A 15,481-nucleotide genomic window follows, 5' to 3' on the forward strand; every position below is an offset into this window, starting at 1 on the left:
GCTCAATCGCGCTTCTCGAAGTGGACGAAGTCGATGAGGAACGTAGCGCCCACCACCAGGGTGCGCAGCCGGGAATCCTGGATGTCTCCAAAGGAGACGCCGAAGTTGTCGGCCGCGGTGAACAGCTCCTTGCCGAATCCGCTCCACTGCTTCTGGATCTTCCCCACCTCGCGCCCTTGCAGCTCGACGAGGAACGTCCACGGCTTGAAGAACGGCCCGCGCAGGGTGGCGAGTACCTCGCCCGAGGGACCATGCACCTCATAGAGCCGCTCGAAGAAGGCGAAGCGCTGCTGGATGCTGCCCAGGTGCTGGCCGGCTCCGTCCTCGATGTCCAGGTGGGCGAACCACCAGCGCCAGGGCCGCTTGAGCCGCAGCAGGGTGGCGCCGTCGGGTGTCTTCAGCTCCAGGGTGAAGGGGCGCTGGGCCTTGAGGAAGAGACGCGCCAAAAGCCCGCCCAGGCCGCCATCCACCTCGCCCACGAAGAACAGCGGCTGCTCGTCGTCTCCCACCACCTGGTATTTGTTGCGCATCTCGAAGCCGGTGAGGATCTCCCCCCATTCCTTCTTCTGACGCACGCGCAGCATGCTGTGGCGTTGGAACAGGGTGATGGCGGAGGAGTCGGAGCGCATGGCGGCCTCGGGACGCGGGTTGGGTGCACCCTAGCGCCCCGAGGCCCCTGTCGTCACAGAAGCTTCACCGGGTGGCCAGCGTGTCCACGTGCTGGCGCAGCTTCGCCTCATCGCCGATGCAGGCGCTGAGCCCCGCCAGGGGCTGGGCCGCCTGGGCAATCTTCCCCCGCGTGCGAGGCCCCGCTGCCACGAGCCACGCCACGCCCAGGGCCAGCTCCGCCACCTCGGGCACGCCGGTGAGACCCGACGCGAGCGAGAGCAGCGCCTCCACCGCCTTCTTCACCTGGGCGCCGTGCAGCGGGTGGTTGCTGGTGATGCCCTGGCGCAGCAGCTCCAGCAGCGCGAGCGCGGTGGCGCGGGCCTGGCGAACTGGCTCCGGACCGGTGCCCGTGCCCTCCCACAGGCCGCTGGCGAGTTGGCGGGACAGGAGCGCGGTGACGCCCGTGCCATGGGCCGGTTTCTCCTCGGCCTGGGCTTCTTCCTCCATGTCCGCGGGTGCGAACGCGTCGTCATCCACGTCCATGATGGGCTCGGGGGCTCTCTGCATGGAGGGCGCGCTCCTGTTCAGGGAGAGGGTGTCCATGAGCCCCTGCAGGAGGCTGCCTTTGGGCTTTGCAGCCGAACGCGCCACGTCTGCCTTGCTGGACTCGCGGGCTTCGGCAGGCATCGCGGCCACCGGCATCGCAGCGGGCGCCGCGGCCATGGGAGCCGGGGCAGCCGGGCGCGCAGGGGCCGGAGGCGGAGCACCGGGCGCCATGCCTCCGATGGAGGCGAAGGAGCCGGTGGTGGCCCGCTTCCGCTGCTTCCCGCCGCTCGAGTTCTTGAAGACACCCCCGTCGACGGCCTGCTCCGCTTCCTTCTTGTCCGTGCCGAACATCCCCCAGCCGGCGGGAGCGTTGACAGGGACGACGCGCGTCTCTGGCTGGCCCGAGGCCCGGCGCTCCGCGGTGCGCTCCTCCACCACGACAAACGAGGTGTACTGGGTGACGATCTGGTGCGCCACGGCGAGCTGGATGATGCGCTCCTTCATCCGCTCCGCGCGGCGGCCCTCGAGCCTCGCGGACTCCCACGTGCGGATCTGCTCGGCGGCCCAGAGCTTCTCCACCACAGGGCGATCCGAGGCGGCGGGGAACTCCACGGGAAGGGTGAGCGAGAAGGGCTCTTGTCCCGAGTGCCCCTGGAGCGTCACCTTGCCTCGGCCCGCGGCGGGGTAGCGGCCAAACAGCGTCCATGGCACGGCGTCCACCAGCGGCGGCACGGAGTCCTTCTCGGGTGCGAGGTCAGTGCACTCCACGCCCTCGAAGGAGACCTTCAGGTCCGTGACGCGTGGGGCAAGCGCGCGGGAGAACTGGGCCACCACCTTGTCGTCGATGCGCTCGCCCGGGTGGATGAACTCCACCGCGCCGCCCGTTTGCTTCGCCATGTCTCGCAGCAGCACGTCGCTCACGTTGGTGCCGATGCCGAACGAGTACACGCGCGTCGTCTTCCGGGCCCCGAGCACCGCTTTGAGGATCTGCTCCTCGTTACCCACCTGCCCGTCGGTGAGCAGCACCACCACGCCGTCCGGCACACCCTGCACGGCGGCTTGCATGGGCTGGAGCAGCTCGGTGCCTCCGTCGGCCCGCAGCGCGGCCACCCACCGGTCAGCCTGCTCGAGCGTCTTTTGCGTGAAGACGACCGGCTCGGGAGAGAACGTCCGGTAGCTGCTATCGAAAGCGATGATGTTGAAGCGATCTCCCTCGCGCAGGTGGCGCAGGCACAGCCGGAGCGCACCCTGGGCTTGCGGCAGGCTCTCGCCCTCCATGGATCCGGAGGTGTCCACCACGAACACCACTTCTTGCCGCTTCGCGCCGGTGGCCATGCCGAGCAGGTCCGGCACCACGGTGAGCGCAAAGGTGCCCGGGTTCTCGCCCTGGCGGTGGGTCACGAGCGTGGTGAGCGAGGTGCTCGTGTCCTCGCTGCGCACGGTGAGGACGAAGTCACGGTCCAGCGCGACCTCGCCCTTGGCGAACTTCACGCGCACCTTCTGGCCGTCCTTCTCCAGCGTGAGCGCGTGCGAGGGGCTCTCCACCACCACGGGGCGGCCCAGGTCCACCAGCAGGTCCATCTTCAGGCCGTATGCCACCTGGCCGATCGGCGGGGTGATGCGGTCGGCGTCCGGCACCTGGTTCGTGGGGCTGGCGGTACCATGCCCGGTCCGATTGCCCTGCACATTGCCGGGGATGTAGCGCGGGGCCACCAGCGTGGGCAGCATCCACCGCACGCTGCCTTCCTCCACTTGGATGGCCTGGAGGAACTCGACCTCGACCAGCGTCTCCTCGTCGGGCAGCAGGTTGCCCACCTGCGCGGTGAAGACGTTGGGGCGTTCCTGGTCCAGCAGAGCGGCGCCGTGGCCGGCGACAATGGCGTCGTCGTAGTCCGCGAAGGCCTTCTCGCGCTCCTTCACCACACCCTGCACCTTCCGGCCGTTGCACTCCATGGAGAAGCCAATGAGCGTCCCGTCCGAGGGGAGCGGAAACACATAGATGGCCTCGACGGGGCGGCGCTCGGAGTTGCGGTAGCGCTGGCTCACGCGCACGCGCGCATGGCCGCCGAGCAGCTCACCCGTGACTTCCACACCCTGGAGGGGAATCTGCGCGCCGTCCTTGGTGAACAGCCCGCACTGCGTCCTCTGGTTTGACTGCTCGGTTGTCATCTGGCTTCTACCTTTCTTCCGACTGCTCGATGAGGGCGCGCACGCGCTCGGCGAGCGCCCGGGTCTTGTCATCCGCTGTGTCCGCGAGGTGCAGCTCCAGGCCCGGTGCCAGTTCCCACCGGCGATAACCTGCCACGGGCACCTGCCTGACTGTCGAGACCGCCCCTGCCGTGGACACCTCGGAGGCCTTGAGAGGTTCCGGCGCCGCGGGCGGAGGAGGCGGCAGGGTGTCCGTGGGCAGCTCGGACTCCGCCAGCGCGCGCAGCTCGTCCGGGCTCAGCCGCGCCAGCTCCACCTGGATGGCATCCAACGGGAGGAAGCGCGCCTGCAGCACGCGGATGGCTTTGAGCCGGCGCAGGTGCTCCTCGCCATACACGGTGTCTGGACCCTTGAAGGGCGGGGCGGGGAGCAGGCCTCGCTGCACGTAGTAGCGCACCGTGCGCGGCGAGACGCCGACCTCGGCGGCCAGCTCGGCCAACTTCCACTCGGTTTGTGTCTTCCTCGGGCTCACGAGACGAACAGTAAGACTCGACACTTCGACTGTCAAGATGACAGTGGGCGAAATCTTGCCACTGGCGGGTTTGCTTGCGGTGAGGGGGACGAGGTGGGAGAGAGGCAACCATGGATGCAGGCGCAGGGATGCTGGAGGTCTCCTCGTTGCGGCTCATCGGCGCGGCGGTGACGCCGGCGGTGATGGTGTCCGGGTGCGGCATGTTGGCGTTGGGGTTGGACAACCAGGCGGCCCGGGTGAGCATGCGGGTGCGAGAGATGGTGCGCGAGTGGCGCGCGCTGCCGGAGGGACACGCACGGCGGGCGGTGCTGCGCGAGGAGGTGGCCGTGCTCGACCGGCGACATGCGCTGCTGGCGAGAGCGTTGATCCTGGACTACGCGGCGCTGCTGTCCTTCGTGGTGACGTCGTTGCTGTACCTGGCGCAGCGGCGCTTCAGCGTGCCGGAGGAGGCGCCCGTGGTGTCCTTCTCCCTGGGGGTGGTGTTGGCGGGAGGTATCGCCCTCTACACGCTGGCCTCGCTGCGGCTGAGCCGAAGGGCCATCCTGCTGGAGAAGCGGGAACTGTTCGAGGAGCCACCTGCGTCCCCCAAGTCATGAACAGGGGACGGCTCGAGTGAAGCCCGCTCACGGCGAGGCGGAGGGCTGAGACGCCAGGGCCAATCCCCGGGGTTCGACGGGTTTCTCCTGCACCAGTGAGTCCAGCAGGTGCAGGAAGTCCAGCAGCAGCCGGGGCACGAGGAAGTGACGGCGCACGTGCTCGCGTCCCTGCTCGCCCAGACGGTGGGCCTCCCGGGGGTGCTTCAGCAGGTGCAGCACCGCCTCCGCGCACTCGTCGACGCTGTCCACCAGGATGCCGCCCGTGCCCTCGGGCATCTGCAGCGGAATGCCCCCGGCGCGCCCGGCCACGACGGGAGTGCCCTTCCAAAGCGCCTCGGAGACCACGAGCCCGAAGCCCTCGCGGATGGACTTCTGGATGACGACGTTCGAGAGCGCCTGGAAGGCGTTGACCTCGATGTTCCCCACGCCCACCAGGTTGGTGAAGATGTGGATGAGGTTGTCGTTGGCCGTGGCATCGCGAATCTCCCGGTAGACATCCCACCCCTCGGGATCATCCAGGGCGAGCGAGCCCACCATGGCCAGCTGTAGCTCCGGGACGCGCTCCCGCACACGCCGGTAGGCGGCGATGACGCCCATCGGATCCTTCCACGGATCGAAGCGGCTGATCTGCGTGACGAGAGGGCGGCTCAGCCGCACGCCGATCCACTCGAGGATGTGGCGCGCGAGCTCCTCTGGCAGCGGGAGGTTTTTGGGACTGAGCGGGTCGATGGCCGGCGAGTGGATGGCCACATGCGAGATGGGGAAGCGCGGAGGGATGAACTCGGGGAGCGTGAAGATGGCGGCGTCGTAGGAGCTGAGGAAGGGGCGGAGGAACTCCCAGGCCTCGGGGTTGGGGCGCGAGGTGTCGATGTGGCAGCGCCAGACCCACCGGGCGCCCTTGCGGCCCCCGATCATGGGCAGGGCGGCGGGCTGAGGGTCGTGGACGACGATGAAGTCGTAGTCACCCTCCGACAGGCTGTTGGCGTTGAGCCGTGAGTGGGCCAGGTAGGTGGCCTTGTCCGACTCGGAGAACTCACCGGGTGCGCCCTGGAGCGCGTTGTGGAGCCGCTTGGTGATCTGGAAGAAGGCTTGGTCGCCACGGATGATCTTCCAGTCGGTGACAATCCCCAGGTCGTTGAGCAGGGGGACGCCCGAGCGGAGCAGCTCCGAGACTCCTCCACCGTAGGGCGTGGCATTGAGGTGGAGGCAGCGGACACCGCGCAGGCGCTGGGCGAGGTGAAGCACCTCGTCGAGCTGTTCCTGGGGCGCGATGCCCCGGAAGGCGGAGAACGATCGCTTGCCGAGATCGACGAGGTCCAGCATCTGGCGCTCCAGCGAGGGAGAGGTCCTGAGGAAGGTGACCACTCCGGGCAGGAGCACCAGCGGTGAAGGGCGGCAAGCTGGGCGGGCGCCCCGGAGCCCGGAGGCCCGAACGGCCGCATGCTCATCCGATGCCGAACGAAAGGCTGAGTGGCGCGTTGCCTGGCAGGGAGGCGATTCCTAGGGTCGGGAATCTCGGAGGAGAAACCATGCGCCGTGCCGTACTCATCGCCGCCGTCCTGGCCGCCGTGGCCATTGCCTGCCGTACGACCCAGCCACCGGGGACGGAGAACCAGATGCCCATCGATCAGGTGGGGCCGGAACCCGTCCAGAGCGTGCCCGCGGAGCCCCCCGGCCCTGCGGGGCCCATCACCGCGCCCGTGGACGCGGGTGTATCAGGCTGACAACAGAGTGAGCTCCCATTCCGGGGCCGCGGGCTTCGAGGCATTTCGAGCCCGGGGCCCGCGGGTCTGGAGGAGCCACTACTGGAAGATGTTGGAGCGAGCGGCTTCGGCGATGGCAACGACCGCGGGGTGCCGCAGGCGGCGCTCGACGGTGATGGCGTAGAAGCAGTTCTCGATCTCGTGGGTGCGGCCGATGACCGAGACATCGAGCTGGCGAGCGACCTCGTCCTCGATGACGGAGGGCATGGCGAAGACGCCGAGCCCGCGCTGCCCGAAGGCATTGAGGAGCGCGCTGTCGTCGAAGTCGCCGACGACGGTGGGGTGAACGCTCTGGGCCTCGAACCAGAGATCGAGCGAGTGGCGGACCGAGCTGGCCTCGGACGGCATGAGCATGGGAGCGCCGTCCAGGGAGTGAGGGAAGTCCTTCTTGAGGTGGGAGTGCGAGGGGGCGGCGAAGAAGGACAGGCCGCACTTGCCGAGCAGGTGGTTGAAGGCGCGGACGCTGACGGGTTCGGATCCCGGGGCGTCGGCGATGACCACATCGAGCTCATGGAGGGCGAGCGAGGCCAGGAGCTGGGGCAGGGGGCCCTCGCGGCAGACGAGGCGCAGGGGGCCGATGTCGAGGGCGGGTTGGAGCAGGCGCTCGGCGACAGCCTTGGGGACGACATCGGCGACGCCGACTTGGAGGCGGACCTGTTGGCCGGAAGGGAGACCTCCGACGACGTTTTTGAGCTCGTTGCCGAGGCGGAAGATCTCATCGGCGTAGCGCATGACGGTCCGGCCGACATCGGTGAGGACGAGCTTGCGGCCCTGGCGTTCGAAGAGCTTGTGGCCCAGGGACTCCTCGAGGAGCTTGATCTGGCTGCTGATGGTGGGCTGGGCCAGATGGAGCTCCTCGCCCGCCTTGGCGATGGTGCCAGCGCGGGCGACGGTCCAGAAATAGAGGAGGTGGTGGTAGTTGAGCCAGCTCACGGGTACCTCAATGGGGCAGGACCCCTCATGGATTCACGAAAAAATCGAAGGGTTTCGATTTGAGTGACCCGGCAACCGTGGTTTTGGGCACATGCTCGACAGAGGTAGAGGGTGAAAAAGTGAACCCAGGCGGGCAAGCGGAGAGGGGGAGGGGGTCCGCAGAAGGCGCTTGACGTGGGAGAGGAGTCCCCGTAAATCGGCGCTGCTTTCGCAGCGACCCGCCCAGGTAGCTCAGTTGGTAGAGCAGGGGACTGAAAATCCCCGTGTCGGTGGTTCGATTCCGCCCCTGGGCACAAAAAGCGAAGAGATTTCAGGGCCTTGGACTTCGGTTCGAGGCCCTTTGTTTTTTGCCCGCAGCCTGGCGGACCGTCGCCTCAGGGTGCCAGGGCTGCGCCCATCGCGCAGTTGTGGACCGGGTTTTATTCGAGTGGGCAGCGGTATTCCTGCGGGGGTGAAGACGGGCTCGTGTTGCCGGAGCCTCCCGTGCCGACGCCGGGTTGCTCGCTCTCCGAGGCGGCTGGCTCGACCTCCGCGTCGCGGATGCTCTCGTGCTCCTTCGTGCGCAGCGGATCCTCCAGCGGCATGCGGAGGTTGTCATCCGACGCCTTGGTCTTGCTGATATGTCCGGCGCCCGCGTTCGTGTTGTTCCCATAGGGGCTCTTGCGCACGGTGGGGGTGCTCGCAGTGCACCCGATGAACATAAAGGTGCCAGCCAGCAAGCCGGTGACGAGCCGCTTCCGGTTCGTGAACTTCATGGTGTGTCTCCCGTGTCATCCGAGGACGCGCTGCCTCTGGCAGGAAACCTGGGTAGCAGGGGCTACACCTGCAGGAGGCACCCAAGGGGCCGCACGTTTCTTGGGTGGCTGAGGGGGGCTGCTTCCCAACTCGACGTACGTGCGTTCCAAGGTCAGGGCGCGTAGCCGACCTGCCGTCGCGCCTCGTCGATCGTTTCGAGCACGGCGATGGTTCGATCGAGCGGGTGCAGCGGCGATTCGGTGAGCCCATCCGCGATGTGCTGGGCCACTGCCGACGCTTGATAGGCAAGAGCCTCGCTCCCGCGTACCCCAGATCCATCGGTCCATCGCAGCCGCGCCTCGGAGCGAGAATCCGCCAGCGTGAAACCACCGGGGGCGATGAACCGTGCCTCCACATGGAGGCGCGCGAGCGAGCCGCTCAGGGTCGCCTCGTTGGGGGTCCATGCGAAGAGCGTCGTGTGCAGGAGCGCCTGTGCCCCCGTGGCCGTGGTGAGCACCAGGGCTGTCTGTCCATCCACTCCCGTTCTGGCGAGTTCGCCCGTTGCGAGCACCCTCGAGGGTGCGCCGAGCGCGAAGTGCGCGAACCAGATCGGATAGATCGCGAGGTCGAGGAGGGCACCGCCGCCGAGCGCGGGGTTGAACATGCGGCTCTCGGGATCGAAGTCGCAGCGGACGCCGAAGTCCGCCATGACGAGGCGCACATCTCCGAGCACGCCGTCCCGCAGCAGCCGGTCGATAAGGGTCGTCTGGGGCAGGAAGCGGGACCACATGGCTTCCATGGCGAACACTCCGGCCGCGCGCGCTGCCGCGGCAATCTCCCGCGCCTCGGCGGCCGTGAGCGCCAAGGGCTTCTCCACGAGCACGTGTTTGCCCGCGGCGATGGCGAGCAGGGCCTGGCGCTTGTGCTCGCTGTGCGGCGACGCGATGTAGACGATGTCGACCCCGGGATCGGAGACGAGTTGCTCGTAGGAGCCGTATGCGTGCGGGATTTCATACGTCGCCGCGAAGCTCCGGGCGCGATCGAGTTCTCGGGAGGCCACGGCCTGGACGCGCTGGTCGGTGTGGCGATGGAGTGCCCAGGCGAAGCCCCCCGCGATCCGGCCCGGCGCGAGAATCCCCCAGCGCAGCGCGCGCCCCCCTCGCAGCGGAGTGAAGTCGGGTTCGGGCAGGGCTGAGGGAAAGGAGCTCATGCGCGCGAACCTACCAGCGGCTCCCCGAAACAGCCCCTCTTCCTCGCGACAGCCCACCCCAGGCGGGGAGTTGAAGACCGGGCGCGCGACGTGGAGAGAATCCAGCCCGACTCCGGGGCGGCCAGGCGGGGATGCGTGAGCCGTCTCGGCGGCTGCTCGCGAGTTTCATCCTCTCAGGATGGAAGCGCGGGGACCTACCCAGTGGTAGATAAGAGCGCCTCAGGCGGAGGAGCGCAGGCAGCAGCCATGAGCTACGCGGTCAAGGAGATCTTCTACACGCTTCAGGGAGAGGGAGCTCAGGCGGGCAAGGCGGCCGTCTTCCTTCGCTTCTCCGGGTGCAACCTCTGGACTGGACTCGAGCGGGATCGCGGCCGTGGGCAGGGCGGCTGCTCGCAGTGGTGTGACACCGACTTCGTCGGCATGAATGGCCCGGGCGGTGGGCGCTTCCAGAGCGCGGAGGCACTGGCGGACGCCGTGGCCGCAGCCTGGCCTCAGGCCCCAGGACGCTCCGTTCGCCTGGTCGTCTGTACCGGCGGAGAGCCGCTCCTCCAACTCGACTCAGCGCTTTGTGACGCGCTCCACGCTCGCGGCTTCTTCATCGCCCTTGAGACGAATGGAACCCTGCCCGTGCCCCCGGGCGTGGACTGGATCTGCGTCAGCCCCAAGGCCGGGAGCCAGGTGGTCCAGAAGCAGGGCAGCGAGCTGAAGTTCGTCTTCCCTCAAGAGGGGATGGAGCCCGCCCAGTTTGCCGAACTGGAGTTCTCCCACTTCTTCCTCCAGCCCCGCGATGGCCCGGACCGGGTCCGCAACACGGAACTCGCACTGGAGTACTGCCTCAAGCACCCCCAGTGGAGACTCGGCCTCCAGACCCACAAGGTGCTGGGCATCCCGTGAGCCCTGTGTCTCGCGATCAGCCTTTTCGCTCGCCCTGGTAGGTCGCCCATCCCTTCGAGCGCAGCTCGCACGCGGGGCACGTGCCGCAGCCGTAGCCCCACTCGTGCAGGACGCGGCGGTCTCCCATGTAACAGGTGTGCGTCTCCAGCCGGATCAGCTCCACCAGCGGAGCGCCTCCCAGCGTCTCGGCCAGCTTCCACGTCGCCGCCTTGTCGATCCACATCAATGGCGTCTCGACGACGAACCGGCTGTCCATGCCCAGGTTCAGCGCCACCTGCAGCGCCTTCAGCGTGTCATCCCGGCAGTCCGGATAGCCGGAGTAGTCCGTCTCGCACATCCCGCCCACCAGCACCTTCAAGTTGCGCCGGTAGGCCACCGCCGCCGCGAACGTGAAGAACATCAGGTTGCGCCCGGGCACGAACGTGTTGGGCAGCCGGTTCTCCGCCACGCGGATCTGCATGTCCTGCGTCAGCGCCGTCTCGCTGATCTGCCCCAGCACCCTCAAATCAATCGTGTGGTCCTCTCCGAGCTTCGCTCCCCACTCGGGGAAGCGCTCCCGGAGGGCCTTCAGCACCTGGGTGCGGCACTCGAGTTCCACGGCGTGGCGCTGGCCGTAATCGAAGCTGAGGGTCTCCACGCGGGAGAACCGCGCGAGCGCCCACGCCAGGCAGGTCGCGGAGTCCTGTCCCCCCGAGAAGAGGACCAGGGCTGAAGGAGCGGGAACCGGGGCTGCGGGAGCGAACATGGCTCCGGCACCCTATCCCAGCTCCACCCTCTCGGCGCGCCCAACTTCGGCTCCGCCCGCCTGGACCCCTTCCAGGTGCTGGCACCGCGCGACCCGAGGTATTAGGTTGGGTACGATGCGCACAACCCAGTGGGGAAGGTCATGGACCTGATTGCAACCAAGGCGCTCGAGAGGGCGGGCATGGACCCCTCCCGCCCGGAGTTCCTCCGGATACCCACCGTGCTCGGAGAGCAGGGCAGGGTGCTGCCCCTGGACCAGGACCTCCCCGTGCCCGTGATGGATGAGGAGGACCGCGTCGTCTGGCTCCCCCTCCAACCCATCTCCTCCCTGTGGACGGGCTCGGCGGTGGCTCCCGATTTCTCCTTTGCGCCACCGCCGGAGTACGAGCCCTTCTTCATCCTCATCGAGGCCACCGCCGCCGAGTACTGCGACGCCACGGGCAAGCCCGAGCGGGACCGCGAGTTCCAGCGCCTCTACCGTTTCCTGCGCCGGCGCCCCGATGGCGTCGATCCCAATCCCTTGTTCTCCTATCTCCGAGCCGCCTCGCGCCTCTACCTGTCCCTGCGGGACGTGAGCCGCGCCGAGTTCGAGGCCGTGGCCGACCGGTTGCGCGTCTCGGCGCGAACCTTCGCCACGCGGCTCGACAGCACCAACTACCACCACTTCGTCCTCGAGGAGTTCTACCACCCGGCCCGGATGGCTCCGTCCACGGGCTCGACTGAACGCGCCTCCTGACCCTCTGCTCCCATGTCCAGCCAACAGGTCGAATCCTCCACCCCATCTTCCCTCCCAAAGCCTTCCGTTGACGCCCTGGCTCCCCTGCGACGGTGGCTCACCCGGGAATCGCTGTTCGAGACCGCAGGCCCTCGGCTGTTCAAGCAGGGGGAGTCGTGTCTGGCCCGGCACTGCGTCACCGCGTTCGAGGCGCTACCCGATGCCCTCCATGGCGAGGTCCTCGAACAGCCAGGGCACTCCTATCCCGTCTCCATCTCGGTCGACGCGGACGGCTTCTTTTGTGAGTGCCAATGCCCCACATTCGAGAGCCAGGGCTTCTGCAAGCACGCCGTCGCGCTCGGTCTGGCCTTCCTCGATGCGGGCGGCTCCGTTTCGGAGCGAGCGCTGCCTCCCCCCAGCACCGAGCGGCCGCGAGGGCCCAAGGAGCTTCAGGAGTGGTTGGTGGCGCACCACCTCACCCACGCCTCGCGGATGCCTTTGTCCGTCGTGGAGCCATTCCTCGCCAAGAGCTTCCGGGAGACACCGGGGCTCTATGGCCTCGAACATCTGCCCGTCACGTCCCCGCTGGATGGATCGCTCGAGTTGCATCGCCACGTCCGGGGGCTTGCCACCCAGATCATGCTCAAGGAGGCGGTGTGGACCTGGCTCGCCGCCGAGGCCGAGCGCATCCGGCGGGGGCTCGAAATCGAACAGCAGCGGGCCGAGACACCTCGCCCTCCTCCCTCGGATGCGCGGCTGGTCCCCTGGAAGGAAGCGCTCGAGAGGGCACGGGTCCGGGTGCGAGCGCAGGCCGTTCCTCGGCTCCTCCCAGGCCGGCCCGATGTGACACTGCAGGATCGGCCCTTGCTCCTGTACGTCGAGGAGCCTGGAAACCCTCCGACTCCTCTCAAGATGCTGGGCCCCTGGAGCGGGCTGCTGCGGATGCGTGTCTCGGTGGACCCGCGCGCTCTGCTCGATGACAAGGCCGCCCTGTCCTGCTGGTGCACCTCCAGCGGGGAGGCTCGTTGCGTCCATGCCCTCTCCGCCATCGACACGTTGCTCGACATGCTCTCGGAGCCCCTGCAGGCTCAGTTCAATGTGCGGTTCGCGGAGCTGCTCTTCGAGGTGCCGGCGCGGGAGATCCTCGGTGCCTTCGAGAAGGCCACCCAGGCGCTGGTGCGGCCTGTCAGCGAGTCTTACGTCACCTTCCGCCTGGAGGGCCTTGATGTCCGCGCGCTCAAGCTGCGTCTCTACCTCCACCGGCCGCTGAAGAAAGGAGGACTGTCCAAGGGCACGCCCGCGGGCTGGCGCGATCGGGATGATATCCGCGCGATGCTCTCGGACCCGCGAGAGCTCGAGGCCTTCGAGCTGTGTGAGTTCGCCTCTCGCCACGCACTCGCCACCGATGGCTACTTCTTGTTGCTGCGGACGTTGAGGCTGCTGGCGCACAGCCCCCGCTTCTTCGAAGCCTCGCGGCTGGATGAGCCGCTCCAGGTGCGCGAGGCGCCGCTCGGCTTCTCCTTCTCGGAGACAGGCTCCGGCCTCACCGTTCACCCCTCCCTCGATGGCGAAGCCTTCCATCCAAGGGCGCTCCAGCCGCCTCCCTCCGGAGTCGATGCGCCTCTGCCCTGGCTTCTGTTCGAGCGCGAGCTGCCACGGCTGACGTTGGTCACCGTGACTTCCGGAGCGCGCGAGCTCCTCACCACGCTGCGCGAATATGGAACCCGGTTGCCCGAGTCCTCCCGCCCGGCCGTGGTGCGCAACCTCGCAGGGCTGGAGGCTGCCTATCCCATATCTCTGCCTGAATCGCTGGAGGCCCGCCCCGTTCCCGCCGAGCCGGGCTTCCTGTTGCGCCTGCGCCACGTGGGACAGGAGGCGCTGGAGGGGACCCTGCTCGTTCGCCCCTTGCCCGAAGCTCCACTGCTGCCTCCAGGGGAGGGGGCTCCTCGGGTTCGGGCCCTCCGTGACGGCGAGCGCGTCGTGGCGCATCGCGATCTGGAGGCCGAGCGCGCCGAGGCCCTCACGCTCCGTGAGCGACTGGGTGTGCTGGCAACGGACGCCGCGGGTCACTTCGTCCTGGAAGAGGCGGAAGCGGCTCTCGATTTCCTGGAACGGTTGGAGCCGCTCATTGGCTCGAACCTCCGGGTCGAATGGGAGGAGCATCCCTGGCGGCTGTCCGGTGCGCCGGATGCACGCAAGCTGAAGGTCGAAGTCCTCCGCAAGCGTGACTGGTTCGGCCTCCAGGGGAGCGTGGAGGTGGAGGGTCAGCAGGTCGATCTCGCGACCCTGTTGGAAGCGCTTCGGAGCCGCCGGCGCTTCGTGCCCCTGGGCAAGGGCCTCTGGATGCGGCTCACGGAGGAGCTGCGCGAGCGGCTCACGCCCCTGGCGGATCTCGCGCACCCCACTCGCGAAGGGCTGGAGGTGAGTCAGGCCGCGGCGCCCATTTTGGATGCGCTCGCCGAGGCAGGCGTGGATGTTCAGGCTCCTCCTGACTGGCGACGGCTCGCCACCCGTATCCGCAAGGCCCAGGCGCGAGACATCCATGTGCCCTCCGCGCTGAGAGCGGAGCTGCGCGACTACCAGCGTCAGGGCTTCCAGTGGATGGCCCGGCTCAGCGAGTGGGGCGGAGGCGGGTGCCTCGCCGATGACATGGGCCTGGGCAAGACGCTGCAGACGCTCGCCCTGTTGCTGCACCGCGCGAAGGCCGGGCCGGCGATGGTGGTGGCGCCCACCTCCGTCTGCTTCAACTGGGCTTCCGAGGCCGCTCGCTTTGCTCCCACGTTGCGGGTGCGGTCCTACCGCGAGGCGGACAGAGAACGGCTGCTCTCGGAGCTGAAGGCGGGGGACGTACTGCTGATGAGCTATGCGCTGCTCGTCCGGGATGCCGAGCGGCTCGCGAGCATTCCTTTCGCCACCCTCGTGGTGGACGAGGCCCAGGCGGCCAAGAATCCGGACACGGCGCGTGCGCGTGCGCTCCGGGGGCTCCAGGCCGAGGCTCGCGTGGCGCTCACGGGCACACCGGTGGAGAACCGCCTCTCGGAGCTCTGGAGCCTGTTCCGCATCGTCTTCCCAGGGCTGCTGGGCAGCCGCGAGTCTTTCCGCAAGCGCTTCGCCGAACCCATCGAGCGTGACAGGGATCCCACGGCTCGCGCGGCGCTCACCCGGGTGCTGCGCCCCTTCCTCCTGCGGCGCACCAAGGCCGAAGTGGCCCGCGAGCTGCCCCCGCGCATCGAGACCCTCGTCCCGGTCGTGCTCTCGGAGGAGGAGCGACGGCTGTATGAGCGGGTCCGGCTCGCGGCCCTGGCACAAGTGGGGGACGGCGCCGATGAAGGCAAGCGCTTCGAGTTGCTGGCGGCCCTGACCCGGTTGCGGCAGCTGGCCTGTCATCCCCGGCTGGTCGATCCCGACTTCCAGCAGCAGTCCTCGAAGCTGGAACGCCTGCTGGAGCGTGTCGAGGTGCTGCGCGCCGAGGGAGGCCGGGCCCTCATCTTCAGCCAGTTCGTCCAGCTCCTCGGGTTGGCGCGCGAGGCACTCGAGGCCCGCGGCTTCACCGTGCAGTACCTGGACGGACAGACCCCCGCACCCGAGCGCCAATCCCGCGTGGAGGCGTTCCAGCGCGGCGAGGGCGATGTGTTCCTCATCTCCCTGAAAGCGGGAGGCACGGGCCTGAACCTCACCGCGGCGGACCACGTCATCCACCTGGACCCGTGGTGGAACCCGGCCGTGGAGGATCAGGCCACGGACCGGGCACACCGCATCGGTCAGACCCGGCCCGTCACGGTGTCCCGGCTCGTGACCGAGGGCACCATCGAGGAGGCCATCGTCGCGCTCCACGCCGAGAAGCGGGAACTGGCTTCGAGCCTGCTCTCCGAGGTGGATGGTGCCGCCGCCCTCACTCCCGAGCAGCTCATGTCCCTGCTGCGCTTCTCCTCCTCACCCTCTCGTCCTTCCAACGAGTGAGAAAAAGGGGCCAGGGAAGCCCGCCCAACGCAAGAGGTCATGCCATCCGAGCCCACTCCTGGGAATATGGGGGATGCCCACAAGTTGGGCTCGCTC

At 68.3% G+C, this 15,481-nt stretch carries 13 protein-coding genes and 1 tRNA gene; 6 read left to right on the forward strand and 8 right to left on the reverse strand.

What is annotated here, in order from left to right; genetic code table 11:
• Nucleotides 1-2: 2 nt before the first annotated feature.
• From KY501_RS15610 to KY501_RS15620, 3 genes are all read right to left on the reverse strand, one after another.
• A complete protein-coding gene (locus KY501_RS15610) occupies nucleotides 3-629 on the reverse strand; it encodes a phospholipid scramblase-related protein (RefSeq protein ID WP_224363794.1) in 627 nt (208 codons plus the stop codon).
• Between the two features lie 64 nt (nucleotides 630-693).
• Nucleotides 694-3,324: a VIT domain-containing protein gene (locus tag KY501_RS15615; RefSeq protein ID WP_224363796.1), complete on the reverse strand. Its 2,631-nt coding sequence runs from the start codon at nucleotides 3,322-3,324 to the stop codon at nucleotides 694-696.
• A gap of 7 nt (nucleotides 3,325-3,331) precedes the next feature.
• The gene (locus tag KY501_RS15620) at nucleotides 3,332-3,835 is read right to left on the reverse strand and encodes a helix-turn-helix domain-containing protein (RefSeq protein ID WP_224363798.1); all 504 of its coding nucleotides are present in this window, start codon (nucleotides 3,833-3,835) and stop codon (nucleotides 3,332-3,334) included.
• Nucleotides 3,836-3,945: 110 nt separating this feature from the next.
• On the opposite strand from KY501_RS15620, the gene KY501_RS15625 reads away from it, so the two are divergent.
• Entirely contained in the window at nucleotides 3,946-4,431 is a 486-nt protein-coding gene (locus KY501_RS15625; RefSeq protein WP_224363800.1) for a DUF2721 domain-containing protein, read from the forward strand.
• 27 nt (nucleotides 4,432-4,458) lie between these two features.
• Here KY501_RS15625 and KY501_RS15630 read toward each other — a convergent pair whose 3' ends face one another.
• Nucleotides 4,459-5,754: a glycosyltransferase gene (locus KY501_RS15630; RefSeq protein WP_224363801.1), complete on the reverse strand. Its 1,296-nt coding sequence runs from the start codon at nucleotides 5,752-5,754 to the stop codon at nucleotides 4,459-4,461.
• A 206-nt stretch (nucleotides 5,755-5,960) separates the two neighbouring features.
• On the opposite strand from KY501_RS15630, the gene KY501_RS15635 reads away from it, so the two are divergent.
• Nucleotides 5,961-6,155, forward strand: a complete 195-nt coding sequence (locus KY501_RS15635; protein WP_224363803.1) for a hypothetical protein — start codon at nucleotides 5,961-5,963, stop codon at nucleotides 6,153-6,155.
• Nucleotides 6,156-6,233: 78 nt separating this feature from the next.
• Here KY501_RS15635 and nhaR read toward each other — a convergent pair whose 3' ends face one another.
• Nucleotides 6,234-7,127, reverse strand: a complete 894-nt coding sequence (gene nhaR, locus KY501_RS15640) for a transcriptional activator NhaR (protein ID WP_224363804.1) — start codon at nucleotides 7,125-7,127, stop codon at nucleotides 6,234-6,236.
• Between the two features lie 220 nt (nucleotides 7,128-7,347).
• On the opposite strand from nhaR, the gene KY501_RS15645 reads away from it, so the two are divergent.
• Nucleotides 7,348-7,420: transfer RNA gene (locus tag KY501_RS15645), tRNA-Phe, on the forward strand.
• A 126-nt stretch (nucleotides 7,421-7,546) separates the two neighbouring features.
• Here KY501_RS15645 and KY501_RS15650 read toward each other — a convergent pair.
• Both KY501_RS15650 and KY501_RS15655 read right to left on the reverse strand, forming a co-directional pair.
• Nucleotides 7,547-7,882 carry a hypothetical protein gene (locus tag KY501_RS15650; protein ID WP_224363806.1) on the reverse strand — a complete coding sequence of 112 codons (336 nt, stop codon included), beginning with the start codon at nucleotides 7,880-7,882 and terminating at the stop codon, nucleotides 7,547-7,549.
• A gap of 152 nt (nucleotides 7,883-8,034) precedes the next feature.
• Nucleotides 8,035-9,072, reverse strand: a complete 1,038-nt coding sequence (locus KY501_RS15655) for a Gfo/Idh/MocA family protein (RefSeq protein WP_224363807.1) — start codon at nucleotides 9,070-9,072, stop codon at nucleotides 8,035-8,037.
• Between the two features lie 246 nt (nucleotides 9,073-9,318).
• Here KY501_RS15655 and queE point away from each other — a divergent pair, with 246 nt between their 5' ends.
• Nucleotides 9,319-9,966, forward strand: coding sequence for a 7-carboxy-7-deazaguanine synthase (queE, locus tag KY501_RS15660; protein WP_224363809.1), 648 nt, complete (start codon nucleotides 9,319-9,321; stop codon nucleotides 9,964-9,966).
• 16 nt (nucleotides 9,967-9,982) lie between these two features.
• Here the strand turns inward: queE and queC are convergent, their stop codons facing one another.
• Nucleotides 9,983-10,711, reverse strand: coding sequence for a 7-cyano-7-deazaguanine synthase QueC (gene queC / locus KY501_RS15665; RefSeq protein WP_224363811.1), 729 nt, complete (start codon nucleotides 10,709-10,711; stop codon nucleotides 9,983-9,985).
• A 141-nt stretch (nucleotides 10,712-10,852) separates the two neighbouring features.
• On the opposite strand from queC, the gene KY501_RS15670 reads away from it, so the two are divergent.
• Together KY501_RS15670 and KY501_RS15675 are read left to right on the forward strand one after the other, a co-directional pair.
• Nucleotides 10,853-11,446, forward strand: a complete 594-nt coding sequence (locus KY501_RS15670; RefSeq protein WP_224363812.1) for a hypothetical protein — start codon at nucleotides 10,853-10,855, stop codon at nucleotides 11,444-11,446.
• A 12-nt stretch (nucleotides 11,447-11,458) separates the two neighbouring features.
• Complete coding sequence (locus KY501_RS15675; protein ID WP_224363813.1) at nucleotides 11,459-15,385, forward strand: DEAD/DEAH box helicase; 3,927 nt, start codon at nucleotides 11,459-11,461, stop codon at nucleotides 15,383-15,385.
• Nucleotides 15,386-15,481: the final 96 nt, after the last annotated feature.

Origin of the sequence: Hyalangium versicolor, assembly GCF_020103695.1 — a bacterium.
In the GTDB taxonomy this organism is placed as follows: domain Bacteria; phylum Myxococcota; class Myxococcia; order Myxococcales; family Myxococcaceae; genus Hyalangium; species Hyalangium versicolor.

Excerpts from the sequence above, each read along its gene's own strand:
- KY501_RS15610 (WP_224363794.1), bottom strand. The coding sequence starts at position 629 with ATGCGCTCCGACTCCTCCGCCATCACCCTGTTCCAACGCCACAGCATG.
- KY501_RS15655 (WP_224363807.1), bottom strand. The coding sequence starts at position 9,072 with ATGAGCTCCTTTCCCTCAGCCCTGCCCGAACCCGACTTCACTCCGCTG.
- KY501_RS15635 (WP_224363803.1), top strand. The coding sequence starts at position 5,961 with ATGCGCCGTGCCGTACTCATCGCCGCCGTCCTGGCCGCCGTGGCCATT.
- KY501_RS15630 (WP_224363801.1), bottom strand. The coding sequence starts at position 5,754 with ATGCTGGACCTCGTCGATCTCGGCAAGCGATCGTTCTCCGCCTTCCGG.
- KY501_RS15670 (WP_224363812.1), top strand. The coding sequence starts at position 10,853 with ATGGACCTGATTGCAACCAAGGCGCTCGAGAGGGCGGGCATGGACCCC.
- KY501_RS15650 (WP_224363806.1), bottom strand. The coding sequence starts at position 7,882 with ATGAAGTTCACGAACCGGAAGCGGCTCGTCACCGGCTTGCTGGCTGGC.
- KY501_RS15675 (WP_224363813.1), top strand. The coding sequence starts at position 11,459 with ATGTCCAGCCAACAGGTCGAATCCTCCACCCCATCTTCCCTCCCAAAG.
- queE (WP_224363809.1), top strand. The coding sequence starts at position 9,319 with ATGAGCTACGCGGTCAAGGAGATCTTCTACACGCTTCAGGGAGAGGGA.
- KY501_RS15615 (WP_224363796.1), bottom strand. The coding sequence starts at position 3,324 with ATGACAACCGAGCAGTCAAACCAGAGGACGCAGTGCGGGCTGTTCACC.
- queC (WP_224363811.1), bottom strand. The coding sequence starts at position 10,711 with ATGTTCGCTCCCGCAGCCCCGGTTCCCGCTCCTTCAGCCCTGGTCCTC.
- KY501_RS15625 (WP_224363800.1), top strand. The coding sequence starts at position 3,946 with ATGGATGCAGGCGCAGGGATGCTGGAGGTCTCCTCGTTGCGGCTCATC.